The sequence below is a fragment of the Leptospira langatensis genome (genome assembly GCF_004770615.1).
GTDB lineage: Bacteria > Spirochaetota > Leptospiria > Leptospirales > Leptospiraceae > Leptospira_B > Leptospira_B langatensis.
In genome coordinates this window covers 218541-244181 of record NZ_RQER01000001.1, presented here as the reverse complement: position 1 = coordinate 244181, position 25641 = coordinate 218541, and the positions used below count along the sequence as shown (strand labels likewise).

General features: G+C 45.1%; 25 protein-coding genes. 7 read left to right on the top strand and 18 right to left on the bottom strand.

All coding sequences use genetic code 11. The features are described from left to right. The first annotated feature begins 79 nt into the window (after positions 1 to 79). The 4 genes from EHO57_RS01050 (at position 80) to EHO57_RS01035 (ending at position 3555) form a co-directional block, all read left to right on the top strand. Positions 80 to 760: a biliverdin-producing heme oxygenase gene (locus EHO57_RS01050; RefSeq protein WP_135646936.1), complete on the top strand. Its 681-nt coding sequence runs from the start codon at positions 80 to 82 to the stop codon at positions 758 to 760. Between the two features lie 54 nt (positions 761 to 814). Continuing rightward, on the top strand, positions 815 to 2005 hold the full coding sequence (locus EHO57_RS01045) for an MFS transporter (RefSeq protein ID WP_135646935.1): 1191 nt from the start codon (positions 815 to 817) through the stop codon (positions 2003 to 2005). Between the two features lie 104 nt (positions 2006 to 2109). Next, positions 2110 to 3321 carry an EAL domain-containing protein gene (locus tag EHO57_RS01040; protein ID WP_135646934.1) on the top strand — a complete coding sequence of 404 codons (1212 nt, stop codon included), beginning with the start codon at positions 2110 to 2112 and terminating at the stop codon, positions 3319 to 3321. 12 nt (positions 3322 to 3333) lie between these two features. Further along, positions 3334 to 3555, top strand: coding sequence for a hypothetical protein (locus EHO57_RS01035; RefSeq protein WP_135646933.1), 222 nt, complete (start codon positions 3334 to 3336; stop codon positions 3553 to 3555). Here EHO57_RS01035 and EHO57_RS01030 read toward each other — a convergent pair. From EHO57_RS01030 to EHO57_RS00995, 8 genes are all read right to left on the bottom strand, one after another. Continuing rightward, positions 3552 to 4466 carry a DMT family transporter gene (locus EHO57_RS01030; protein ID WP_135646932.1) on the bottom strand — a complete coding sequence of 305 codons (915 nt, stop codon included), beginning with the start codon at positions 4464 to 4466 and terminating at the stop codon, positions 3552 to 3554. The two genes, EHO57_RS01035 and EHO57_RS01030, sit on opposite strands and share 4 nt — an antisense overlap. A gap of 125 nt (positions 4467 to 4591) precedes the next feature. Continuing rightward, positions 4592 to 4804: a hypothetical protein gene (locus tag EHO57_RS01025; protein WP_135646931.1), complete on the bottom strand. Its 213-nt coding sequence runs from the start codon at positions 4802 to 4804 to the stop codon at positions 4592 to 4594. A gap of 114 nt (positions 4805 to 4918) precedes the next feature. Then, a complete protein-coding gene (locus EHO57_RS01020) occupies positions 4919 to 5962 on the bottom strand; it encodes a bile acid:sodium symporter family protein (protein WP_135646930.1) in 1044 nt (347 codons plus the stop codon). 37 nt (positions 5963 to 5999) lie between these two features. After that, the gene (locus EHO57_RS01015) at positions 6000 to 6686 is read right to left on the bottom strand and encodes a hypothetical protein (RefSeq protein ID WP_135698307.1); all 687 of its coding nucleotides are present in this window, start codon (positions 6684 to 6686) and stop codon (positions 6000 to 6002) included. A gap of 79 nt (positions 6687 to 6765) precedes the next feature. Further along, a complete protein-coding gene (plsY, locus tag EHO57_RS01010; protein ID WP_135646928.1) occupies positions 6766 to 7404 on the bottom strand; it encodes a glycerol-3-phosphate 1-O-acyltransferase PlsY in 639 nt (212 codons plus the stop codon). Continuing rightward, a complete protein-coding gene (gene der, locus EHO57_RS01005) occupies positions 7401 to 8777 on the bottom strand; it encodes a ribosome biogenesis GTPase Der (RefSeq protein ID WP_135646927.1) in 1377 nt (458 codons plus the stop codon). Before der ends, plsY begins: the two co-directional genes overlap by 4 nt. Before the next feature lie 4 nt (positions 8778 to 8781). Continuing rightward, positions 8782 to 9264 (bottom strand): SsrA-binding protein, encoded by a 483-nt coding sequence (smpB, locus tag EHO57_RS01000; protein ID WP_135646926.1) that lies wholly within the window; start codon positions 9262 to 9264, stop codon positions 8782 to 8784. Positions 9265 to 9300: 36 nt separating this feature from the next. Continuing rightward, entirely contained in the window at positions 9301 to 12333 is a 3033-nt protein-coding gene (locus tag EHO57_RS00995) for a vWA domain-containing protein (RefSeq protein WP_135646925.1), read from the bottom strand. Between the two features lie 209 nt (positions 12334 to 12542). Between EHO57_RS00995 and EHO57_RS00990 the strand changes: the two genes are divergently transcribed. Genes EHO57_RS00990 through pdxH form a run of 3 tightly spaced genes read left to right on the top strand, consistent with a single transcriptional unit; the run spans position 12543 to position 15160 of the window. Continuing rightward, the gene (locus EHO57_RS00990; RefSeq protein WP_135646924.1) at positions 12543 to 13661 is read left to right on the top strand and encodes a pyridoxal phosphate-dependent aminotransferase; all 1119 of its coding nucleotides are present in this window, start codon (positions 12543 to 12545) and stop codon (positions 13659 to 13661) included. 7 nt (positions 13662 to 13668) lie between these two features. Further along, a complete protein-coding gene (locus EHO57_RS00985; RefSeq protein ID WP_135646923.1) occupies positions 13669 to 14514 on the top strand; it encodes a prepilin peptidase in 846 nt (281 codons plus the stop codon). A 4-nt stretch (positions 14515 to 14518) separates the two neighbouring features. Then, complete coding sequence (gene pdxH / locus EHO57_RS00980) at positions 14519 to 15160, top strand: pyridoxamine 5'-phosphate oxidase (protein ID WP_135646922.1); 642 nt, start codon at positions 14519 to 14521, stop codon at positions 15158 to 15160. Here the strand turns inward: pdxH and EHO57_RS00975 are convergent. The 10 genes from EHO57_RS00975 to rimO form a co-directional block, all read right to left on the bottom strand. Then, positions 15157 to 16362 (bottom strand): bifunctional 3,4-dihydroxy-2-butanone-4-phosphate synthase/GTP cyclohydrolase II, encoded by a 1206-nt coding sequence (locus EHO57_RS00975; RefSeq protein ID WP_135646921.1) that lies wholly within the window; start codon positions 16360 to 16362, stop codon positions 15157 to 15159. The two genes, pdxH and EHO57_RS00975, sit on opposite strands and share 4 nt — an antisense overlap. A gap of 209 nt (positions 16363 to 16571) precedes the next feature. Beyond that, positions 16572 to 17177 (bottom strand): riboflavin synthase, encoded by a 606-nt coding sequence (locus tag EHO57_RS00970; RefSeq protein WP_135646920.1) that lies wholly within the window; start codon positions 17175 to 17177, stop codon positions 16572 to 16574. Further along, positions 17162 to 18547, bottom strand: a complete 1386-nt coding sequence (locus tag EHO57_RS00965) for a bifunctional diaminohydroxyphosphoribosylaminopyrimidine deaminase/5-amino-6-(5-phosphoribosylamino)uracil reductase RibD (protein ID WP_135646919.1) — start codon at positions 18545 to 18547, stop codon at positions 17162 to 17164. The genes EHO57_RS00970 and EHO57_RS00965 overlap by 16 nt, the downstream gene beginning before the upstream one ends. Beyond that, positions 18544 to 19482: a protein translocase subunit SecF gene (gene secF, locus EHO57_RS00960; protein ID WP_135646918.1), complete on the bottom strand. Its 939-nt coding sequence runs from the start codon at positions 19480 to 19482 to the stop codon at positions 18544 to 18546. The genes EHO57_RS00965 and secF overlap by 4 nt, the downstream gene beginning before the upstream one ends. Further along, positions 19475 to 21421, bottom strand: a complete 1947-nt coding sequence (gene secD, locus EHO57_RS00955; protein ID WP_135646917.1) for a protein translocase subunit SecD — start codon at positions 21419 to 21421, stop codon at positions 19475 to 19477. Before secD ends, secF begins: the two co-directional genes overlap by 8 nt. 10 nt (positions 21422 to 21431) lie before the next feature. Further along, positions 21432 to 22148: an SRP-less Sec system protein gene (locus EHO57_RS00950; protein WP_135646916.1), complete on the bottom strand. Its 717-nt coding sequence runs from the start codon at positions 22146 to 22148 to the stop codon at positions 21432 to 21434. 39 nt (positions 22149 to 22187) lie between these two features. Beyond that, on the bottom strand, positions 22188 to 22526 hold the full coding sequence (gene yajC / locus EHO57_RS00945) for a preprotein translocase subunit YajC (RefSeq protein WP_135646915.1): 339 nt from the start codon (positions 22524 to 22526) through the stop codon (positions 22188 to 22190). Positions 22527 to 22584: 58 nt separating this feature from the next. Further along, positions 22585 to 23595, bottom strand: coding sequence for an anthranilate phosphoribosyltransferase (gene trpD / locus EHO57_RS00940; protein WP_135646914.1), 1011 nt, complete (start codon positions 23593 to 23595; stop codon positions 22585 to 22587). Further along, entirely contained in the window at positions 23585 to 24319 is a 735-nt protein-coding gene (gene pgsA, locus EHO57_RS00935) for a CDP-diacylglycerol--glycerol-3-phosphate 3-phosphatidyltransferase (RefSeq protein WP_135646913.1), read from the bottom strand. The genes trpD and pgsA overlap by 11 nt, the downstream gene beginning before the upstream one ends. Beyond that, on the bottom strand, positions 24316 to 25641 hold the full coding sequence (rimO, locus tag EHO57_RS00930; protein WP_135646912.1) for a 30S ribosomal protein S12 methylthiotransferase RimO: 1326 nt from the start codon (positions 25639 to 25641) through the stop codon (positions 24316 to 24318). Before rimO ends, pgsA begins: the two co-directional genes overlap by 4 nt.

Sequence of the window (25641 nt, the reverse complement as noted above, 5' to 3'; positions counted from 1 at the left end):
CCCTTTCATCCTATATTTTGAGATTGACTCTCAGAACTAGAATCAAACAATCTGTCACAGTAATGTCAGGAGAAACAAAGTGAGCCTTGCCCAATTATTGAGAGAAGGAACCTCAGGGTCCCACACTTCCGCAGAAAATTCCGCTTTTACTCGTTGCTTCATGAAGGGTGTCTTAGAGTCCCAAAGTTACTCCAAACATCTGGAAGCCTTCTACTTCGTTTATATGGCTATGGAAACCGAATTAGAGAAGAGAAAGGATCATCCGATCCTTGGCAGGATCCATTTTCCGGAATTGTATAGGAGAAACCAGATCGAAAAGGATATGCTCCATTTCTTCGGTCCTGACCATTCCCCTAAGGCCAGTCCTGCAACGGAAGCCTACTCGAATCATATTATAGATATTGCAAATACTTCTCCGGAACTATTGGTAGCCCACAGCTACGTCCGCTATCTGGGAGATCTATCCGGAGGACAAATACTGAAACGGGTCGCTGCCAAAGCCTTAGGGATAGAAGGCGCAAAAGGTTTAGAATTCTATGAATTTCCGGAGATCGCAAGCCCTAAGGACTTCAAGGATAAATATAGAAAGGCCTTGGACGAACTTCCCTTCTCCGAAGAAGAAAAGCAAAATATAGTTCAAGAAGCAAACCGAGTATTCAGGTTGAACCAAGCGATTTTTGATGAATTGGAAGAAACTCTTATTTCTTCTATTGGCAGGGATAGATTCGAAGAAGTCCTAGCAAGTCCAGCGAGGCATTGATTCTTGTCCCGAGTTTTGGCAGAATTCATTCCAGCAATAAGCAAGAAGGAGCGAATGCCTTGGTTTACCTTGGCATTCGTCTTCCTCGCGATGCTTCCTGTAACTATGATCGTTCCAGTATATAAGGAAATCGTAAAAGACAGATTAGGAGGGAGTTCCTATGGGGTCGCTTGGTTCCAAAGCGCTGCTATGCTCGGCTCCTTCTTGTTTTCCCCTTTGGCAGGTTGGCTATCGGATAGATTGGGGACTCGCAAGATCTTGATCGGGATCTTCTCTCTTGTAGATGCGATCTTTCTTGCACTTCTTCCCTTTATGCCGAGCCAGAGTTCTTTATTTGTTCTTCGCTTCTTGGAAGGAGGAGCGCATATTTTCGTGATCGGTTTACTTCTCACCAGTCTATCGGATTGGGAGAAGGACAAAAATTCCAGATTCTATAACAAAGGGATCCTATTCGGGATCGGAGGAACTCTACTTACATTGGGAGGAGGCGTCGGCCAAAGCCTAGGATTTTTAGGGAATGATGATCCGGTGTTCCCATTTTTGATCGGAGCAGTCATTCTACTCTTTATTGGTATTTTAAGCTTTTATACATTAGAACAGAAGAATATTTCGAAATCCGACACCATTCTGTGGTCAAATGCGAGATCTGCCTTGGGCCTCTCTCCCCTTCTTCTTGTCCCCATCTTATTCCATTTTACGGATCGCTTCACAGTAGGATATTTCTTAAGTTCCATGAATATACATTTGAGAGAAGACCTAGGATTTAATCCGGGCCAAGTCGGAAGCTTGCTCGGGACCATGTTCTTACTCATGAGCCTTCTTTCTATTCCGTCCGCTCTCTTATCCAGAAATTGGAATGCAATCTCTCTCGTTTGGATCGGTTCCATAATCTACGGGACTGCTCAGGCAGTCACCGGTTTCGTAGATTCGTATCTAGGCCTTTCAGTTTGCATGATCGCTTGCGGGATTGGAGCAGGCATCATGTATGTTCCCACTATGAGACTCGCCTCTTCTTTAGCTCCCAGAAATTCTAACGCATTGGTCATGACAGTTTTCACAGGATTCGGCTCATTTGGATTTCTCCTGGGCCCTCTTGTTTCCGTCTATCTCCAAGAAGGCTTTCATTCCTTGTATGACAAATCCTCAGGATTGGAATTTACAGGAATACTTTACGGAAGCTTAGAAGTTTTACTAGTACTATCAACACTTCCCCTCTTAGCTAGACTTTCGAAGGAATATGTTTAATTATATTAAATTAATTTAATAATACTAGCAGATTTCGTTTCAAAACAGGAAGGACTTAGGATTTGAGTTTGCTATAGCGATAAAGATATTCGATATAACGAACAATGCTCCTTCCGGCCCAGGAAACGGAAATCCTTCCTTTCTTCCAACCCATTCTTTCCGTTGAAGACGGCCAGATATTCGCTCATGAGGTCTTAGCGCGCAAGAGAACAGGAGAAGATATCGTTTCTGCGGGCTCCTTATTTTCTCCCGATACGGAACTATCCGATTTCGAGTTAGGTGAATTGGAGGAATCGCTTTGGAAAAGAGCATTAGAAAAAATTAAAGTTTCCCGCAGTTCTTCCAAATTGTTCCTGAATATTTCCCCGAACCGATTGTATAGGGAATTAGAGAATGAAAGAATAGACTCTTTCAGATTGCTTCGTTTGGCCAGAGAATATGAAGTAGATCCGGATCGGATCGTTTTAGAAGTCACAGAAGAGGAGTTCTCCGGCAGTTTGGACTCCCTCAGGATTGCCGTGGATCTATTAAGAGCCTACGGTTTCAAGATCGCCTTGGACGATCTAGGTTCGGAGGCTTCCGGAATTGAGAGAGTGGGACTCTTAAGACCAGACTTCCTGAAAATGGATCTGCGTTTGATCCGAGCTTCTTCTCGCTCTCCTTCCGTTAGAAAAGTGATGGAGCATATTAGGGATCTTGCATTTTCTTTGGGAGCTTCCGTGCTGTATGAAGGAGTAGAAACGCAAGAGGAACTCTATTTCGCTTTAGAAGGAGGTGCCAGATTCCTGCAAGGGTTTCTTCTCCTAAAGCCTGGACCGGAGCTTGCGACCGGAAAAGAACCTTCTCTTTCCATTAAGGAGATGGTGCGATTCTTTCATCAAAAGAAGATGGAACAGATGAAACGAGAACTTTCCTTCGAAAGAAGGATCAGAATGACACTGAAAGAATTCCTGGATCCGTTTCCTGTTCTCAAAATTGCGAATCGTTTCTTAGTGGACGCTTACACTGTATTCAGATCTTCCAAGGAGATCCATAGAGTATATATCACGGATTCCAAGGGCACTCAACTTTCGCCTTATTATATGAGAACCGGAGAAGATTCGTTTCGAGAAACAAGTCATGGGATCGGCAAGAATTGGTCTTACCTTCCCTATTTCTATAAGCAGCTCCAGGATTCCATGAGAAGGCCCGAGGATTGGGGGATGAGCGATCGATATTTCGACAGAGACGCCGTCAAGGATCTGATCGTCTTTAGTAGAGAGATAGAAGCGGGTGCGTATGTTTTTTTAGACGTGACCGCTCCGGGCTTGCACTAAGATCATGTCGAAATGAGCGCCATCCAAAACCAGATCTTGCAAGATATCTATCAAGCTTCTCATAGTGGCGGCTTTCTCACCATGGGCGATCTGGAATTGAACACCTCTCTTTCCGAATGGAAGCTTAGACCTCATTTAGAAGATCTAAAAGAGGCAAGCCTAATCGTAGAACATCCGGAAGGCTTTCAAGTCGCTCCCAGAGGAACTCACTACTACAAGAGCAGATGGGGTTAAACTGCCGGATCGGCTACTTCTTCTTTCTTGGAATGATTTCCGTTTAAGATGAATACCGATCCGATCGCAAGCAATCCTCCGAGCAGGGTGCTCAGCGAAGGAACCTCTCCTAAAAAGACCCAACTTCCAAGCAATGCAGTCACCGGGACCAGGAATATAAACGAACTGGCGGTCCTAGATCCCAATCGGCTAGACGCATAAAAGTATACTGTCGTTCCAAACGTTGTAGATATTACGGAAAGGTAAAGTAGTTGGATCCAGAAATTCAGGCCGTTATCGAATACTCCTTTCAGATCATAAGGAAAAGCTAAGAAGAAGTCTATAAATGTACCGACCGCGAACACGTAAAAGCTATAGACCATCGGAGAGATTTTCTGTCCTGCACTATGACTGTTCATACTAAGAATGGCCCAGCTAAATGCGCATAATAGAAAGTAAACATTTCCGGATTGGAATAAGAGAGTCCAATCCCCTTCCCAGATCTTCAAAAGAAGAAAACCGCCCAAAAGCCCGATACACAGTCCGAACAATTCCTTAGGACCGGGAAGTTTTCTTTGGAATGCATGCACCATGATATATGTAAGGATAGGATTCATGGTGGTCACAAGCACACCGCCCGCTCCGGCCAACCCCTGACTGAGTCCCAATAAGAAAAACTGATTATAGATGGTGTATAAGATACCGCCTAACAATACTTGCGTGACCGCTTTCCTGTCCGGAAGAAGGATCGAGTCCTTTCTCCAGATCAATATAGGGACGAGAGAAAGCGCAGTCGCAAGAAAGCGCCAGAACACGATCACGATGGCAGGTTCGGAACTTACAATGGATTTTGCGGAAGGCCACGCGAACCCCCAGCTGATCATCGCAACAACTAAGAGTAAGAAGAATTTTGCGGATTGGCTCTGAAACATTCAGCGATTGCCTCTATCTACCAGGTTTTTACTTTCGATTTGGATGAGGAGTACAAATAAAAAACCCGACGAATATCGCCGGGTTCCTTTGATGGCCGAACCATCACCAGATCTTGTATCTGAACTTAAGCGTTCAAATCGATCAAATAGCCTCTTCGGGTCATTTGGTCGTCTGTATTGACTCCCACCTTTGCAAGACTTTTAGGTCCACTCACAACATTTTCCATATTGCTAAGAGGGTGAAGTCTATCCGGCATATTCCGGAGAGTAAACTCTGATTGAGAGAATTGTCTGGCAGCTCGATTATTACTACCTGCTGCGTTGATTTCTTGTAACATGCTGCGAATTCCTTTTTTAGGAAAATTTAGTCTTTCTGTTTCCTTTTGTAAAGAAAGAAATTTCAGATCTACGGCCTGCATTCCTAGAAAACGCGGAAAGCCTTAAGATTCGAGTCATAATTCCTTTTTCTCCTTGGAGAGCTTGCTATCCGTATAACTTGCCACTATATGCTGGACCAAATTATAAAAGATAATGGGAAGCATTACGGAAGGATGGTCCGCCAGACTTAAAGAAGCGAGCACAAGCCCAGTCCCATTATTATTCATTCCTAAACCGAAAACCAAGGAAGATTTCTCCGAACCGGAAGTCTTAAAGATCCTAGCGATCACGAATCCTATAAAAAAGGAGAAGGAGCAAAGTCCCCCTGTGATCAGTAGAATCACGAAAAGAAAATCCCAATCCGGATTTGTAAATACCTGAGGCAAAACCACAGAAGCATTCGAATAATTTAAAATAAGTAGAGTTAATAAGTTCATCTCCTTGATCGGCTTCTTTACCTTCTCCGCGGAATCCTTAGGCAATAAGAAATGAAGTCCTATTCCCAATATTGTGGGAAGAAGGACCGACAGAAATAAGAATGCTCCTACTCCTTGTCCCGCAATCTCATGCAGATCTTCCGAATAATCTCCCGTAGTAATAAAGCCGATAGAATGCAATCCGATCGGAGTGGTCACCGGGCTCAAGATTGTGGAGAAGACTACGAGTCCTAAGCTCAAAGCAAGATTGCCATTCGATTTCTGGGACCAGGCAGTGGAGGAAGCGGCGATCGGCATAGAGGCGATAAGAGCGAGGCCCACTAAGATGTTTTGTACCTCGTCGGGGTTATGCCAGAGGATCATTAAAAAAGAAATGAAAAAGGTGAATAGGATCGGAATGGATAGGTTCGCAAACAATCCTACAAAAAGAAGAATGGGCTTCTTGAATAAATGCAAAAGTTCGGAAGTCTTAATTCCTAAGCCCGCATTTAGCAACAGAAGAGAGAGGAGCACCAAAGAAAGGGATACTTTGATCTTTCCTCCGTCCAAGAAGGTAAATGTCCCGAAATTGGTATCTCGTATGGCTAGCCCGAGCCCAGGCAAAATGCCTCCAAGAATATACGAGACAAGAATGAAATAAAAGAAATGCTTATGAAGATAAGCGAAGGATCTTCGGATCATCTCCTTCAAAGTGAGTCCTTCCAAAGACTGAAGTTTTTCAAAGCGCCTCGCCTTCCCATCTAGGATACACGACCTCTTCCTCTTCTTCCGGAACGGAAGAACCGGCTTCGTCTTCTAACAAAGTGAAGCCCTTCGGTTCCTGTGCAAATTCAGGAAAGTATTCAAAAAAAAGCTTTGTTGCTACGATGCAAGAGGCAGCGGGGTAATTTGTCTTGAACGTGTCCGAAAAATCCAACTCAGGAAGTTGATGGAATTGGATCCTATCTTCAAAATTGATAAAATCCTGTTTAGATAAGCCCATATTCCTGGATACAATCTCGTCCTTCAATAAGATCCAATCCAATTTGAATCTCATCCGATATCCTTGGAACGCGGAAGATCTCTGGATCAAGTTCACCACTCTCATCAAGGGATATTCTAAATTATAATAAGGGGTCAGATAGATCATGAGATATCTTTGGCTGAAACCTAAGGGCTCCCAGACCCGTTCGGGAGAAAGGTCCAGGTCGGAGTCGGAACGGAGTCCCTCTAACATGGAATGAAGCACCGGAGCGGTCTTCTTTTCGGAATAGAATTCTTGGATTACGATCTCGCCGAATTCACCGTAATAGAGCCATTTGTACAGGTCTTGGATCTCAACAAGAGGATGAAGTTCTATAAAACGATTTAAGCTCGAGATCTTTTCTTCTCTAGTCCTATTGTCGTCGATCTCTTTATGGATCATAGAAGTCCCGGAAGGATCTTAATGTAAGACCCTTCGAAATTCAACTCTAAAATCAGACCTCGCTCGCAGAGCTAGGTTCCTAAGATCTTAAACTCTTTCCGTATTTTTCCTTATCGGAAGCGAATTCCTTTCCCTGCAAGAGCCGGATGAAATTTGCCTTATGTAATAAGAGTATAATACCGCTTGTAAAGCAGATCGCCCAGAAAACCGGTGTTGCAAAATTCCTTCCGTCCATGAGTGCAAGAAGGTAGTAGGAGATCGGAAGAGTGATTGCCCCGCCAATAGAACCGATGGATACGAACCCGAAGATCTTTCTCAGGCTCAAGAATACGATCAGAGTGATCAAGATAGGACCGGGAGCAAGTACAGCAAATACTCCGAAGCTTGTGGCCACGCCCTTCCCCCCTTTAAATCTTAAGAAAGGAGAGAACATATGCCCGAGCACCGCCGCGACCCCAGAACATAATACTAAGATTTGTTGGGATTCCCCAAATAGCAAAAGAACAGCCAGAGGAGGAGTTGCTCCTTTAAGTATGTCCAAAAGAAGTACGGGAAGACCCACTTTCCAGCCCAATAGCCGAGTAACGTTAGTCGCCCCTATATTACCGCTTCCCTTTTCCCTGATATCTATTCCGTATAATTTCGCTGCTAAGAATCCGAAGGGAATTGCTCCGATCAAGAAGGAGGCCGGCAGAAATAGGATAAATAGTTCGTTCATTTTCGATCGGACCTCAATTCCAAATGGATGGGGATCCCTTGCAGATTGTATTTTTCGGTCAGCTTCTTCTTAATGAATGTGAGTAAATTAGACTTAAAGTAATCCACATGGTTCACGAACAGAATGAGATGGAAGGGAGAAATAGAAACTTGAGTGCAATACAACATCTTAGGAGGACGGTTCGCGGAGAAGGATCTACCTGCTTCCGCCATCCAGGCTCTTAAGGATTGGTTCAATTCCGAAGTGGAGATCTTTCGCTTGGCTCGGGAAGCCAGATCCAGGGTCAACTCCATGAGTTTATGGATCCTTTGCTTTTCTTTCGCACTCAGAGTGATGATCTGGATCTCTCTGAGCAGAGGAAGTCTGGAATGAAGACGCTCCTTATAATCCTTAAAAGATTGATTGTCCTTATTCTCGATCGTATCCCACTTATTGACCGCAAGAAGGAACGGTTTCCCTTCTTCTTGTAGCATGGATACGATCTTCTTGTCGAAATCACCGAAGCCTTTTTGTGCATCCAAGAGATGGATCACTATATCGGAACCTTGGATGGCTTTCTTGGTTCTTTGGAAGGAATAGAATTCTAAGGCCTCTCCCTTATCCGATTTCTTGCGGATACCCGCGGTATCTATGATACGGATCTTCTTTCCTTCGAAGGTTACCGTTGTGTCCACGGAATCCCTTGTAGTTCCGGCAACATCGCTTACGACGGCTCTTTCATATCCGCAAAGTGCATTCAATAAACTTGATTTACCTGCGTTCGGCTTACCTACGATGGCAAGACTGAAATCCTCATCGGAGGTCTTGGTCTCTTCTTCCGTTTCGTTTTCAACGATCTTTCGTTTCGCACTCGGCAATAAGAATGCGATCTTCTCTAATAAGAGAGGAAGGTTCCTTCTTCCGATCGCGGAGATGGGAAGTATTTCCGAGAGTCCCATTCGATAGAAGGAATCCAGATCTGCTTCCTCTTCCGGATGATCCACCTTGTTCACACAGAACAAAGAAGGGATCGTTTTCAGTTCCGGATCCTTTCTGAATTTTTCGATCAATCTAGAATCGTAATTCGTGACTTCCTTAAAATCCAAAAGAAATACCACGAGATCCGACTCCGCTACTTGTCTAAAAGCATTTTCTAATACTGCTTCTTCCATGCTTTCCGGTCTTTCGATGTCTAAACCAGGAGTATCGCACAAGAAGAAGTCCAGTCCCTTCTCCGGATTCAATACTCTTGCCCGAAGTACATCTCGAGTAACTCCTGGATAATCTTCTGTTATGGCCAGTTTCTTTTTTAAAAGAGCGTTAAAGAGCGTGGACTTTCCTACGTTCTGGCGCCCTACGATGCTTACAATGGGGACTCGTTTTTTTGAGGACATTTTATTAAGAGTAATTCTTGGTTTTCATCGCTCTCGCGATTTCTATTTTGGCGTCGCTTTTCTTGAGATCTTCGCGTTTATCGTACAACTTCTTAGGTTTTGCGACCGCAAGTTCTACCTTGGCCCAACGGTTATCCTTGAAATACACTTTGGTAGCCACAAGGACCAGGCCCTTTTCCTTAACCTGCTTCTCCAACTTCTCTATTTCTTTTTTCTTTAATAAAAGTTTGCGAGGTCGAATCTCGGGATGATTCGCATATCCCCCGTTCTTATACGGAGTAATGGAGAAACTATCTAGATAGACTTCTCCGTTCTTGATCTTTGCAAAGGCGTCCGTGAGATTCGCCTTCTTCTCTCTTAGGCTCTTGACTTCGGATCCGGACAAGACAATGCCCGCTTCGATGAATGAGATCAGCTCGAAGTTAAACCTGGCTTTTTTATTTACCAGAGGTTGAGGGCCTAAATCTTTTTCGTTTTTCTTTCCCATCTCTTTATCGCTAGCGGAAAACCTTCCGCTTGCAGATCAATTTCGGGAAGAATGGTGTGTGAGGATCAACCTTCCCAATTCGGCGCCGATCAAGTTCGGCATATTGTAAAAATTCTCGGATGTAATCTGGATCGAGTCCGGAAATAAATGCTCTGCAATATATCTTCGGCCCAGTCCCACACCCAGAAATACGTAATTCTTATTCGAATGCTTTAGGATCTCTGCCTTAAGACGCTTATTATCTCGGGAATTGATCTCATGTTCAAGCTCAGTCTTCCCTCTTTGGCCCCTAAAATCCGAGATCATGACCAGTATTTTCGTCTGGGCGTCCGGCGAAAAGTAGGATTCTATCTGTTCTAAGAGCTGGTATTCCTCAATGGAATCGCCTTGCCAATCGCTTCGGAGAGAATCGAACATCTCTTCTTCCTTCTTCGCGTCAAAATACTCGTCCATCCGTTTGACTTGGACTAGATCGATTCGGTCCTTTCGGTTCATTCTATCCGAATACGCAGTCACGGAGAAGTTCACGTCATGTTCATCCAGGATATTCGCAGAAGAAAGCATAGCCGAAAGTGTCGCAACGGAGTACTCGAAGTTAAAGATCCTTCTCGACTTCGAAACCAAGAAGGCGACTTCCACACCTTTCAGCTTTTCCTCGTCCTTATCGATCGTAGTCTTATCGAAAACCTTGGAGTCTCCTTTTCCAGATAAGAAGGAGATGTACTTGCGAGTGTCGATCCGACTTCCCTCGCTTCTATACATTCGATTGATGTCTATCTCTGGATCGAAGAGTCGTTCCAGATTCAGTTGGACCTCATCCAAACTCTTTCCGAATACTTCTTTGAATTCCTTAAGACTAGTTTGGATCGTATATTCCCAGAGAATCCTTCTCTTCGCAAGAAATGCCTTGTACAATTCTTCGGTGCGATAGCCCCAGGCCCCGCCTCCACCGGCTGGTTCTCCCTGTCCCATATTCCCGCGGGTCTCTTGGCCATACCAAGCGTCGGGCCCCTCTTTACGTTGTCCTCCGGTTTCAGGAGTGTTGATCTCCAAGCCTTCTCTCAATTCCCTTCCGGAATTCTTGAGTTCTGCCTTACCGGTGATCGCTTCTCTCTTATGTAGTTCCGGATCCCACCAACGTTTCTTTTCTATTTCGGTGGAAGGAGTCAGAGTTTTTTTTTTCTTTTCCTCCAGTTCCTGGAAGAATTCCGATACGATCTCGATCCCTGATAAAGAAAATTCTAATATTCTTTCCAATTCCTTCCTTTCTCCGGGATCGGAAACCTGATTGGTGTATGCGATCTTTCCGCCTCGGAACGCGATCTCTCTTACTCCTTCCTTACCCATAGAAGCGTCCGCATAACGGACCACATGATCCTTCCATTGGAGCAGATTGGAGAGCCCGAAAGTATAAGGCATCAAGTTCGCAGAACCGATCGTCCTTTTCTTGGATAGATCCTTGATCTTAATATGGAACTCGGCCATTTTAGATACAAGGTCCCCTTCCGGAAGATAGAAGTTTAGGATTTCTTGAAGTGTTTCCGAGTCTTCTAGGTCCGGAAATAGAATAGAAGTAAAACGGTTCCGGAATGCCCGAGAGATCGTAGGAGTGGACTTGGATTTTCTGAATAATTTTAAGGCGAAGATCCTGGATTCTTCTTTCAAGGACAATGGCTTCTCTTCCGAACTTTCGGGAGGAAGCACAAGAGCTCTCGCATCGTCGGTAAGCATATTCAGTTTTTCTACTAGTTCTGCGCCGGCAGCCTCTAAGTTGGTAATGAGGATATTCCCGCCTTCTCGGATCCCTTTGGTAAGAGGTCCGTCTACCCAACCTACTTGAGAACCTTCGATCGGTTTCAAGGCGCCGATAATGTCCGCAGTATGAATTCCCTTACAAAGATGCACACTCTCTAAGGGAACTCCACTGATCTCCGTAAACAAAGGAAGCACCAGTTGCGGATCCTGCTCTTCCGAATATTCCACAAGCACATTCTCTTTGAACTGTACCGCAGTGTATACCTTCTCTATGAATTCTCGTAACTTCAAAGGGAGAGGAACACTGGAAAGAACCGTTTTTGCTTGGCTCTCGTTCGTAACGGGGATCTCCTTATCGTTGCAAAAAAGAGAACCTTTATGCACTTCGAACTTAGGCTCAGGCAAACTAGGTGCGATCTTCAGCCCGGTCTCTTTCAGAAGAAGTTCGATTTGAGCCTGGCGATCTTCCTGTTTACGGAACGGTTCCACATAGAAATTCCAAAGTTCTCTGAATCTAAGCTCTGGGTTATCCGCTTTGAGACTTAGGATACGATTGCATAGTTTCTTTAGATTTCGGATATTGAAATGATACTTTTCCAGATCTCCCTTTCCGATCATACCGGAAACAACTCTGGATTCAGTATCTAAGGAAATGCGAATGCAGGACTTCAGTATCTCATCATTCATCTTAGGATACAATTTTCCTAAGATGAACAGGATCTCATCCGGAGTATGAGGATCGATAAAGACAGTAGAATAATGCCTAGTGATATCGAAAGGCAAAGGCTTTCTTCCCTCAAATCCTTCCGAAGGGTTTTGGGTACCTATAAAGTTGAATCCGTTCTGAGCGAGAATACGCGAGCCATCCCCTTCTATCAATTCCAAGTAGCTGGATTCATAGATGGTGGAGAAACGTTTGATGATATGTGGAGGACAAAGGTTCATCTCATCCGCAACGAAACTAGCTCCGCTACGCACCGCGGAAGTGAGAGGTCCGTCTCCCCACGCAAACCCCTTTCCATCCAAAAGAAGTCGATAAGATCCGATCAGATCCTCCGGAAGAGTGTCCTCATTAAAGCTGAATCTTGCAGTAGGATGATTTCGTTTAAAGTTTATGTAATATATAAGAGCGTTCTTTCCGACCCCAGCGTCCCCTACCAATAGAACAGGGCGACCTTCTAAAACCGGATAGAGGATATTTTGCAAATTGCGAACTGTGGAATCTGTTTCCACTAAGTCGGATCCCAGCGATCCGGAATTATTTCCGAGTTTTGATACTGGCACATTGATCCCGGCGATTTTTACTGTTTCCATGACCCCAAGATCCGAAATAGAATACGAAGATGCAATCGGAATTCAGTAGGATCTCCAACTAATAGTTTGCAATTCCAACCTTCGGAAAAAAGAAAATTTGGATGTTCCTTTTTCCTTCCCGTTCTATGCGAACTTTTGGGACAAAATTTCTCTACCAAAGGACCATTTTACGTTTGTTCCGCATAAGGCCTTCGCATTAGCGTATTATTATGAGCCAAAGCACACTCGACTATGTTCTCGCACAAAGGATCCAAGGACTGGATTCCTCCGCGATCCGAAAAGCTTTCGAATTAGCAGGGACCTTAAAGGACCCGATCAATCTTTCCATAGGCCAGCCCCATTTTCCTTGTCCTCCAAATATCATAGAAGCGGGAGCAAAGGCGCTCCGAGACGGAAAGACTGCGTATACATTAACTGCAGGAATTCCGGAACTAAAGGAAGCTCTAGCTCAAAAATACAAGAATGAAAATCAGATCCAATATGCAAGTGCAGACAGGATCCTTGTTACTTCGGGGATCAGTTCCGCATTTCTTCTTCTGTTCAACTCCCTTCTGGATGAAGGGGACGAATGTCTCGTAGTCAGCCCTTACTTCCTCATGTATCCCGCGTATATCAAGATCTACGGCGGAAAAATGCATACTGTCTCCGAAGATTTTCAGCCCTCAGACCTGGATCGCTTTAAGGATAAGAAGCTAAAGATCATTATCTTCTCCACTCCTTCCAATCCTACGGGAACCGTTCTAAAGAAAGACCAACTCGCAGCGCTTGCGGAACTGGCGGAAAAAACGGGAGCCTATTTGATCTCCGACGAGATCTACGAGAAATTCGACTACGATAAGTCCTTCTTGTCCGTAGGTTCCTTTTATGAGAGGGCGATCACTTTGTCGGGATTCTCCAAGACCTACAGTATGACCGGACTTCGATTAGCGTCCATACTCGCTCCGGCTCCTATTATAAAAGCTTTAACTACCCTGCAGCAGTATACCCTGGTTTGTGCTCCATCTGTGACCCAATGGATGGGGATCGAAGCCCTGAAGACCGACATGCAACCGTATATAGACGACTATAAGGAAAAACGGGATTTCGTTTACGAAAATCTAAAGGATCATTACGAACTTAAGAAAAGTGGAGGCGCCTTCTACTTCTTCCTGAAGATCAAGGAGAAGGACGACGATTTCATTGTGAGAGCGGTGAAGGAAAAAGGTCTGATCTTAGTTCCCGGTTATATATTTACCGATTCCAAGGAATACATTCGTATCAGTTTCGCATCCGAATGGGAAAATCTGAAACGAGGTGTCCAGGCCCTAAAAGAACTGGCTGCTTCTTAGAGGTCTCTTGGTAGGATCACTTTCGGAGGTCCCTGGCCTTCTCCCCTTGATCTGGCTTGCGGGATTTTTGATCTCTATTTCCTTCGGGAGTTTCTATTCTACTCTCGCATATAGAATATTACGCTTCTATTATGGTCGGGAAAGAAAGCAAGGAACCAGGCTTGCCAGGTTCAAAAGGATACTTTTGGAGCCTTCTTCTTGCGAATCTTGCGGGTCTAGGATCGGAGGTATGGCCTTAGTTCCTGTGTTCGGTTATTGGCTGGCAGGGAAAAAATGCAAGGTCTGCGGAGCGGAAATCAATCCATTATATTCTCTCTGCGAGGCAGGGTTCGGATTCTTATTCATGATCTCCTTTTTCCTGTCCGGAAATTTCCTAGGATCCTTGGCCTTCGTAGCTCTTTGTGGTCATCTTCTTGTATCCGCAAGCACCGATTCCCAAAAATTCTCTTTGGATTACGAGAACCTTCCCTTTATACTATTCTTCGGAATACTTACAAATTTTCTAATATTCCATTCTCTTCCAGACAAGGCCGATTGGATCGTGCTTGGATGCTTTCTGGGCGCATTCTTTCTTACCCATTTCATTTTTCCGAGTGGAATGGGATTCGCAGATGCGATCTTTGCTCCCGCATTCGCATTCTTGAGCGGGCATCCTTGGTGGATCTTCTTCTTGAACGCATCTTATGCGATCGCACTTGCAGTAACCTATCTGAAACGAAAGAAGGGAGAAAGCCTTCGCGGAGTTCCCATCCCGATGGGAGTCTATTTCTCTCTCAGCCTGGCATTGACAATTCTTGCCAGAATGATCGCAAATTCGGGTTTACTTCCCCATTGGGCAAATCTCATTCTATAAGAGAATGCAGAAACAGATCGCGGACATCCGTAACGAATATAGCAAGGCGTCATTGGATGAGAAGGACATAGACTCTTCTCCCTTGGAGTTTTTCCAGAAATGGTTCGACCAAGCAATAGAATCCCAAGTAGCCGAACCTACTGCCATGACTTTAGCCACAGTCACCGAGGACGGATTTCCGGATGCAAGGATCGTTCTCTTGAAAGGAATAGAGAACGGTGGCTTCCAATTCTATACCAATTATTCCAGCAGGAAAGGAAAGGAACTCGCAAAGAACCCGAATGCCTGCCTCGTCTTCTTTTGGATCGAGTTAGAAAGACAGGTTCGTATCCGAGGAAAAGTTTCCAAAGTTTCCAAAGAGACTTCCGAAACCTATTTTCATTCCCGCCCTTTCGATAGCCAGATCGGGGCCTTGGCCTCGGACCAAAGCCAAGAAGTTTCGGACAGATCCGTCTTAGAAAAGAAATTTGCCGAGCTAAGATCGAAATACGAAGGCAAATCGGTTCCGCTTCCTTCCGAATGGGGAGGATATATATTAGAACCTTCTGAAATAGAATTTTGGCAGGGAAGAAGGAGCCGCCTCCACGATCGGATCTTATTCCGAAAGGAAGGCGGGACTTGGATCCGAAAAAGACTACAGCCTTAGTTTAGCCCGAGCAGATGTCCCATTCTCATTTTCTTGGTGAAAAGATAATGGTGATTGTGACCGGTAGGCATGATCTCTATCGGGACCCGATCGGTTACTTCCAATCCGTAACCTTCTAATCCGACGATCTTGCGAGGATTGTTCGTGAGTAGTTTCATCTTGCCCACTCCTATATCCTTCAGGATCTGAGCACCCACTCCGTATTCTCTTAGATCGGGAGCAAATCCCAGTTTCTCGTTGGCCTCTACAGTATCTAAACCCTCGTCTTGCATATTGTAAGCCTTGAGTTTATTAATCAGACCTATGCCTCTTCCTTCCTGTCTCATATAGAGAAGGATGCCCTTCCCTTCCTGAGCGATCATGGAAAGTGCGGAGTGGAGTTGAGGACCGCAGTCGCAACGTCCGCTTCCGAAAATATCCCCGGTAAAACACTCGGAGTGCACGCGGACCATGACTGGTTCATCCTTGTCGATCTTGCCCTTGACCAAGGCAACATGCACCTTATCGTCGATGATAGTAGAATAGGCACGGACCGTAAAGTCCCCGTACTCGGTAGGAAGCCTAGTCTCCACTTCTAGATGAATGAGATTCTCTTTCTTCCTTCTGTAGCGGATCAGATCTTCTATCGTATAAATATTCAGTTTATGTTTCTCTGCGAACTTTTCCAGATCGGGAAGTCTAGCCATGGTCCCGTCGTCGTTCATGATCTCGCAGATGACTGCCGCAGGATAAAGTCCTGCAAGTTTAGAAAGGTCTACGGAAGCTTCCGTATGTCCCGCTCTCCTAAGCACTCCGCCGGAAACAGCCTGCAAAGGAAATAAATGCCCCGGTTTTACTAGATCATGAGATGTACTTTTAGGATCGAGTAGGACTTGGATCGTAGTGGCTCTATCCTGAGCGGAGATCCCTGTAGTAGTTCCTTCTTTCGCGTCTACGGAAACAGTGAAAGCGGTTCCGTGCTTGTCTCCCAAACTAATATCGTCCACCATTCTGTGAACGCCCAGTTGGCGAAGCCTTTCCCCTTCCATAGGCACACAGATCAGACCTCTACCGAAGGAGGCCATGAAATTGACTTTTTCCTTATCGGTGAATTGGGCCGCACAAACCAAGTCACCTTCATTCTCTCGGTCTTCAGAATCCACGAGAATGATCATTTTTCCTGCTTTTATGTCTTCGATTGCCTGTTCAATGGAGCCGATCATGATTCCACCTCATTTCTTTGACTGGTTTTTTACCATTCATAATTCCGTAAAATTACGAAAAGTGCAACCCTATACTTTAGGCTATAGTTGGGAATACGAACCAAGACCCTCGCTCTTCCGCAAACAGAGGCAATTGAAACAGAACGATCGACTCGTTTTAAGGAAGGAAAATCAAAAAAATTGGACGAGAATGGAATTCAGGGTCCGGATCAGGAGAATTTAGAGATCTGCTCCAAGTATCTGGCGATCAGATCCACTTCTAGATTTACCCTGGCTCCTACCTTCCAAGCTTCCGCGGCATTGGTCACATTCAGTGTTTCCGGGATCAAAACTAGCTCAAACTCGCCTGGTTTAGAGTCCACTATGGTCAAGGAGATCCCGTCCACGGTCACGGACCCTCTCACTGCAAAGTATTTCGTAAAGGAAGGATCGTGAGAGATCAGGAACCTTCTCACATTTCCTCCGTCCTTATCCTCCGCAAGAAGGATCTCTCCGGTCAGGTCCACATGCCCGGTCACAAAATGACCGCCCATTCTGGTATGAGGTTGTACCGATCTTTCCAGATTGATCTTGGTCCCTATATTAAAATTTCCAAAATTAGTAAGTTCTAAAGTTTTATAAGAAGAATAGAATTCGAATGTATTTCCGGAATCCTGGAAAGAAGTTACCGTATGACAGGCTCCATTTACCGAGATGGAGTCCCCGTTTTTCAGATCCGGATCCTTCCATTGTGTGGAGACCGAGAAGATCTTACCGTCTCCCGTATCTTGTATGAATTCGATCTTTCCGGTGGTCTCTATCAATCCTGTGAACATGATCTCCAAACCTCCCAATGGTCTCCCAGATCTGCTTTCCAGTCCATGGAAAATTCTCCCTTCCATTCAGGCAAGATCCCTTTTGGAATGGAAACCGTTTCGGAACGCGTCTGCAAAATTGCATCTTCCTCTGAAACCAAGGCAGAAAAAGTTTTATATAAAAAGTTTCCACCTTCGATGAGCGCGAGATTGATCCCCCAATCCCCTAGGATCCCTAAAACCTTGCCTCCAAAATCGGAGAAGGATACGGAAACAACTTTAGACTCGGAGAGCCCTTCTAATTTCAGTAAGAAGTCCTGGCTGTATTTCCTATCACTATTTAAGAAGAAGGCACAGAGTCGTTTACCGATCCGAGCGTTGATCTCCTCCTGTTTTTTTAGAAAGGAGGATGGAACCTGATCTTCTTCCGGCAAGAAGAAGACTCGGAGAGGTTGGTAATCCTTTTGGTTTTCTAAATGTATACGAAAGAGTTCCTTGTCTGTGGAATATTGTAGGATCTCTTGGAGCAAACCGGAGAATCCGAATAAACTTCGCCGCAAATTATCGGAACTAGTGAACTTTGCTTTTTCACTTCCTATCCGAGTAGAATCTACCTTCTCACTCCCCAATTCAGCAGGATGAGACTTTCTATTTCCGAAAAGGAATCCTGATCTTTCCGATCCGAAAAGTTCAGGCCGAACATTTTCCAGATCCGAAAGAGAACTTTCCGAAATCCTAAAGTCCAAGCCTGGTATATCCGCTTGCACGGTTTTTGGTCCGACTAGGATCGCATCTACCTTAGCTCTGAGAATGCTCAAGAAAAAATCGGTTTCGTAAGAAGAGATCTTTTCCCGTAGACCGGTCCCGGAACTAAAATAGCCTTCCTTGCTTAAAGAGGATTTGAGTAGGAATGCCGGTCTCTTCTTCTCTATCCTTGTTTTGAATCCGAACAGGAAATGAGATGCGATTTCGGCTAACTCAGGATTTTGGATCACTTGTATCCCGAGCGAATCCAATTTAGAGAGACCTGAATTCCCGGAAACCAGAGGATTCGGATCCTTCCATCCATACTCCAATCGTTTGGGCCTTTCTTCTACAAACAGATCGATGCAAGGTGGCGTCTTTCCATAATGAGAACAAGGCTCCAAGGTAACATACGCATTGTGATCGGCGAGTTTTCCCGTTGGGAATTTTTCTCTCAGAATGCGATAGGCTTCTCTTTCCGCATGATTGCCTCCGTAGATCCGTGTGGAAGCACTGCTTAGGATCTCTCCCGTATTTGCGTCTTCTAAAACGCAGGCAACGGGAGGATTCGGACTGGAATAGCCAGTGGAGACAAAGGACAGGCGAAGCAATTCCTCCCGAATAGCATCCGGGAGGGGGAAACTCAAGAGCGTTTAAACCTCTTAGAAAGACCATCGTAGATATCTACGAGAGGTGCTGCAATGAACACCGAGGAGAAGGTTCCGAGTATAATACCAAAGGTAAGAACATAGGCGAAATCATACAGCTCTACCGCTCCACCGATAATGATCGCCACTACAGAGATCAGGGTCGCAACCGAAGTATTGAAGGTCCTGGTCAGAGTTTGGTTGATAGAGATATTGATGACTTGGGAGAATGTATCTCTCAAATTTCCGGCATTCTCACGGATCCTATCGAATACCACAATGGTATCGTTGATGGAATATCCGAGTAAGGTAAGAAGTGCCGCGATAATCGGAACGCTCGGTTTGATCTGAAAGAATCCGATAAATGCGATCGTGATCACTAAGTCATGGATAAGAGCCAAGATCGCACCCAAAGCAAACTTGAACTGGAATCGGAAGCTCAAATAGATCATGATAAAGAAAAGTGTCAGACCTAAAAGAGAGATCCCTGTAGAAGTCAGCTCCGCGCCTACCACGGAACCCACTTGGTTCGCAGAGAGGATCGCTTTCTTATCCAATTTGAAATCTTCTTGCAGGATCCCAATGAGCGCATCGATCGCGGAGGCTTGTTTCGCTTCCACGTTATCCTTTCCCTTTCTCTCCAGGTATAATTCTTTGATCCTGTCCACGGAACCGAGACCGATATCGATCTGATAATCGTTCTTGTCCTTGTCCATGAGAACAAGCACCGCTTCCAAATTCTTGGAAGAGAAATATTCCTCTAGGTTCTTACGTTCTACTGTTGCAGGAAATTCCACAACGGCACGTAGTCCTCCATCGAAATCCAAAGAAGTGGCGAAGCCGCCGTATTTCCCGAAGGTTACCCCGAATCCGATTATGATCAGGATGGTAGAAAAGGTAATAGATATATATTTATATTTTATAAAATCAAACATTCTTGGACTCCAGTTTCTTGAATCCGATCTGGAGTTTGCGAACTCCCAACTTGTTTACCAGGATATCCATGATCATTCTGCTCAAGAAAAGCGAGGTGAACAAGGAAGTGATAATACCCCAACAAAGAGTGATTGCGAATCCTTTGATCGGCCCGTTCCCGAGTTTGATCATTAGGATCCCTGAGATCAATGTCGTAACGTTACTGTCCATAATGGTCCAGAATGCGTTCTCGAAACCTTGAGCCACCGCTGCGGATACATGTTTTCCTGCAATGAGTTCCTCTTTGATCCTTTCATAGATGATCACGTTCGCATCCACAGCCATACCGACTGTGAGGATGATCCCCGCAAATCCTGGCAGGGTCAAAGTGAATCCCATGAGAGAAAGTAGCGCCATAAGAACGATCACGTTCACAAGTAGAGCGATATCCGCAACGAGTCCGGACAATCTATAGATGATCAGCATGAAAACGATCACGAGAGCGAATCCCAAAAGAACCGCTTTCAAACCCACTTCAATGGATTCGATCCCGAGAGTAGGTCCGATAAATCTCATTTCCAAAACGCTCAATGGGATCGGAAGCGCACCCTCACTGATCACATTTGCGAGATCGGTGGCTTCTTTTTGACCGAACTCCCCATCGATCTGAGCATTTCCGCCCGCGATCGGAGTACGGATCACCGGATCGGAGATGACCTTGTCTCCCCATACGATTGCGAGTTGTCTTCCTACGTTTTTCGAAGTGATATCGAAGAACTTCTCAGCTCCCTGAGAAGTTAAGGAGAAGGAAACGTAATACGAAAGCCTGTTCTGGTCATAGCTTTCTCTCGCGTTTCGCATATCCTTTCCGTCCAGAGCGATCGCTCTTTCCAAGACCACGAACTCGCGAGGAAGAAGAGGAGCCTTAGGATTCGCAGAACGATTCCATTTTACATAAAGCTTATATTTCTCGGGGATATTGTATTTCTTCTCCATGGCTTCCAGGAATTTGTCCTGCTCTGCCTTTCCGAGTTTTTGTTTTACTATGTTCTGGAATTTGACGATCTCAGTCTCTTCTCTCTTTTCTTGCTCCAGAAGTTTACCTTCTTCGGCATCGATCAGGGATTGGTACTGACCTCTAAGATTCGGATTATTCGGATCGCGACCAGGCTCTCTCAATCTGTATTCAACTGTTTCCGTATTACGGATAATATCCAGGATCTGAGAAGAGTTACTTACCCCCGGCAAAGAAACCTCGATCGAGTCTTGGTCCTTTTGGATACGGACCTGAGGTTCCGTCAAGTTTTGGTTGGTAAGACGGTTATCAATGATGAGCTTCGCTTTTTCCAACTCTGCGAGTTTTCTGCTAGGAGTGAGTTCGAAATAACCATCGATCTCTTTCAATTTATCGGAAGCTTCTTTTCTTTCTTTTTCGCCAAGAGAAGCATCGGCCTTCTTCTTAGTAAGCTCTTCGATCTCTTTTACGTATGAATCCTTCAGTTTGGAAGTGTAATCCTCAAAGTCTCCTTTTAGGACCACTCTCATTCCACCTTGCAAGTCCAAGCCAAGCTTGATCGCAAGAGGTCTTCCCCCGAAAATAAAATCCTCTACCCAAGTAGGTCTCAGCCTGTTCTTAGGTTCCAATATCAGATCTTGGTTTTCTTGCGAGATCTGGTTGATCTTTGCAGAAGTGATGAATCTCCCTTTTACGAGATAAAAATCCTGGTCCGGAAAAACGGAGGGATCGGGTTCAATGGACCAAGCGCCTTTCGGGTTATAATCTGTTTTCCAACGGTCCGCAAAACTTTCCAAAGCTTCTTTGCGGGTCGCTTCCGGTAGATCTTTAAATTCTTTTCTTACTGCAAGTTCCAATTCCCTTTCGGCGAAGTTAGGATAGAGAAGCGTCAAAGACGCAGCTACCACTATGATTGGAACGAAAATCCATTGAACAGATTTCAAATTCGGACTCCTAGTCTCTTCTCACTTTATTAATTGTCACTGGAGAACGTCGAGTGACTCGACTTCCTTTCGCTCTGAATTGATACAGAGTAAAAGCTATGATAATAGTTATTAATATTATGCCTTTCTTATGTTCTGCAAAGAAAGCTACCAAGGCTCCCTGATCTTTTTGCTCGGCAGCCTTTCTCTTCTCCTCTTCCTTCTTCTTGTCGTCTCCCAGTTTCAGGATCTCTCCCAATTTCTGGCGAATGGAATTGTCCTCATTCGGAATAGAAGCTCTCGCATCGTATCCGGGAAGATTCTTTGGAGTTAGATTTGTCTCTTCGTTAAACCAGTACGGCTTTTGCAGATCCGCCGCTGCCTCGGGATGAGAGATCTCCTTATTGCCTCTTTCGGCAGTAGAAGTCTCTCCTCCGTCCGGAGTTCCTGAATTTTTACCCTGGCTTGGATCATCCGGTGCGATCTCGGATTCTATCTTCTTCTTAGGTTCTCCCTCTTTGGGTTCCAGCTCTTCTTTCTTGGCTTCGAGCTGTTTCTTCTTCTTGCCTGCGTTCTTCTTTACTTTCTTTTTACGGGAAGTCTTGGCAAGAGGAGTCTTTTTAGCGGTGGAAGTAGTAGTCTTCTTGGGCTCGGAAACCTTGTCCAGGAAATCGACTTCTTCCCCGTCCTGCCCGAATATAGGCAGGATAAGGGTTAAGGATAGAAGGAGGCATAGGATCTTTTTCATACGTGCACCGGTTTACTATACCTATCGGAACCTATCCGATCAGGCTTCTTTCTCTTTTTCTTTCTTCTTTAAAATGGTGCTGGAATTGAAGGAAACATTCGTGTCTTTCGCGATCGCGAGGACCACTGTCTCGTTGTTGTCCTTGAATTCCACTACCTTGCCGTGGATCCCCGAAGAAGTGATCACGGTATCGCCCTTTTGTAGGGCTTCGATCATTGCCTTTCTTTTCTTTTCCTCGTTTCTTTGAGGGCGGATCACGATAAAATACATCACGATCAGCATCAATGGAACAAGAGTGATCATGTTGAAGGCGCCGCTTTGTCCGGCACCTTCTGCCGCTTGTGCGAATAATAGGAATGAATTGCTAACGAACTGCATACTGAAAACCTGGTTGCTTCCTTTTTTAAGTCCTTTTTGGGACCAGTATTTTCCTTTCCTATCCTTTGGTAATTAAATTTTGAAAGAAGGCACCTGTTTTTCCGGAACTCAGCTGTTCTAATGCGATCTCATAGCCTTCTGGCAAGTTTTTGGCCTTACCCATGACGAAAAGTCCCGCTCCGGCATTCAATGCAACCGCATGTGCTCCTGCAGTCTTCTCCCCTTCCAAGATCCTTCTTGCCAAGGACTCGGCTTGGTCTGGTCCGGAAGTATATACCTCAGCCGGATTCAGTTCCCCCAGCTTCAATTCTTTTGGATCGAAATCATTTCTGGATATTACTCCATCCTGTAAAAGAGTATAATCCGTTTTTTCAAAAATGGAGAACTCATCCAATCCGTCTCTAGAATGACATACAAGGGCTCTTTTCAGTCCCAAACCTTGGAGTACTCGGATAAATGTCTCCATTAGCTCAGGTTCATATACCCCGATGATCTGATATTGGGGAGAGAAAGGGTTATTCAAGGGCCCGATCATATTGAAGAAGGTCCTAAAGCCCAATTCCTTCCGGACCGGGGCCGCGAACTTCATAGAAGGATGCCAAAGTGGGGCAAATAAGAAGGTAAATCCGCTGGAGAGAAGATGGGACTCCACTTCCTCCTGTGTCTTCTCGGTATTGTAACCTAATCGTCCTAAAATATCACTAGAACCTGTATGAGAAGAAACGGATCGATTCCCGTGCTTGGCCACCTTGATGCCCAAGGATGCGAGGGTCAAGGCTGCTAAGGTGGAAATATTCACGGTTCCCTTGCCGTCCCCTCCCGTTCCACAAGTGTCCAGCATATCGAATGGGAACGCGGTCTTCGGCTTTAAGGCATTCTTTCTGAGCGCAAAGCAGAAACCCAAGAGCTCGTCCACTGTCTCACCCTTGGCTCTCATTGCAGTCACGAAAGCAGAAAGTAAGATCTCGGACACCTGACCTTTCATGACGGAGTTCAGGACCGCCTCGGCCTCATGGGTTGCCAGATGCTTTCTTTCTAATACTTTTATAATTGCCTGTCTAATTTCCATTTTTACCGAATATCCTCCGAATAGATTCGAGGCGAATGACTTCCCTATTCGAGACCAAATAACGTATTCCGGAAAGCACAGTGATAAATGTGGTGAGTAACATTCCGAAATAAGGAACGAATCCGCCTAAACCGAATACTAGATCGCTCCATCCTGGAGTTCCGTTCTCCTTCCAAGTCTTGAAGAAGGCGATGGCGTTCTCGGAAGCGATCCCGAATACCGTCATGCCGGATTCCTTTCCACTCTGATAGACCTCGTTGATAATGATCCTCTTCTTAGAAGAGACCAAGATAAAGAAGATCAGGATTAGGATAATGGCTCCCATCTGAAAGGCAGTCTTCACCTTTCCAAGCATAGTGGTCCGAATGGACTTTCCTAAACGGATCGCAAGATAACGAAGAGTAGTGATAAGCATGTCCCTACCGACAATCAGTAGGACCATCCAAAGTTCGATCTGTTCATGCAGAAAAATGAATGTAGTAAAGCAGCCTACTACGATGATCTTGTCCGCAAGCGGATCCAAGAATTTCCCGAACTCGGTTTCCTGTTTGTATTTTCTGGCGATATAACCGTCCACAAAATCAGTGAGAGAGGCCAACGAGAATAAGACCAACGCCGCGATATGATAAGACTGTTCCTTCTGGTACAAGAACCAGATGAAGAAAGGAAGGGAGACCACCCTAAGTACAGTAAGAGTATTCGGTATATTTATATTCGGATTCAAGACGCCAACCAAGTTCCCATCATATCGTATTCGTAAAAAGATTCCACTTTCACTTTACCGATCATTCCAGGCTTCAAGGAAGGATCTTCTACATACACTATTTCGTCTATCTCGGGAGCATCTTGGAAACGGCGAACGATCGCTGTTCCTTCTTCGACTCCGTCAACGATAGCAGGATATATTTTTCCGATCCTGGATTCATGGATCTCTTGCAAGATCTTCAAATGAGCATCCCGGATCAAATTGATCCGTTTCGCCTTCTCTTTTTCCGAAACTGTCTGGGAGATCTCGGCCCCTTTGGTTCCTTCTTGCGGAGAATAAGCAAATAAATTCAGTTTTTCCGGGCGAGTCTCTTCTATAAAACGAAGGATCTCATCCACATCTTCTCCCGTCTCTCCAGGGAATCCTAGAATGAAGGAGGTGCGGATCTCCAGATCGGGACGGACTTCTCTCGCCAAAGAATATAGATCCCTAAAGGCAGAATATCCTCCGCTCCGATTCATGGATTTGAGCACTCTCTCGGATACATGCTGCAATGGGGATTCCAGATAAGGAGCGATCTTAGGGATCTCGCCCATGAGACGAAGGATCTTTTCGGTCTTCTTGTCCGGGTATAGATACAGTAGTCTTAGGATCTCCAAATTTTCCACTTCGGAAACCGCACGGATCATATCCAAAAGCTTATCGCTGTCCTTCCCGTAATAAACGGTATCTTGCGAAACAAGACAGATCTCTTTGGCTCCAGCAGAGATCGCTCTACGAGTATCTTTCAAGATCTCCTCCAAAGGAGAATCTACAAACTTTCCACGAAGAGAAGGAATGATGCAGAATGCACATCCGCGATTGCAGCCATCGGATACTTTCACATAAGCGTAAGGCTTGGAGTAATTCTCTATCTCAGGAGAGAGTATCATCCTCTCCAATAGATCCGAATTAAATTCCGTTTTTTTAATAGAGGAAAGTTCTCTACGGAAGGCTTCCTTGATGATCTTTCCTGCCTGGGAGTATTTTCCCGTCCCGAATACCAGATCGACTTCCGGGATCTCTGCCGAAATATCCTTAGGATAACGTTCCGCAAAACAACCGACCACCACAAGCTTTTGGCCTTCTTGCTTCTTCGTTTGGGCCGCACCCAGAATGGTCTGGATGGTTTCCTCGGTTGCAGAACGGATAAAAGTACAGGTATTGATCAAATGGAAGTCGGAATCCTCCGGACGTGTTGCCGGCAGAAATCCCTCTTCCAAGAGAGAATGGTGCATACTCATGGAGTCTACAGTGTTCTTAGGACATCCAAGAGTTGTTATATAGAATCTCTTTTCCAA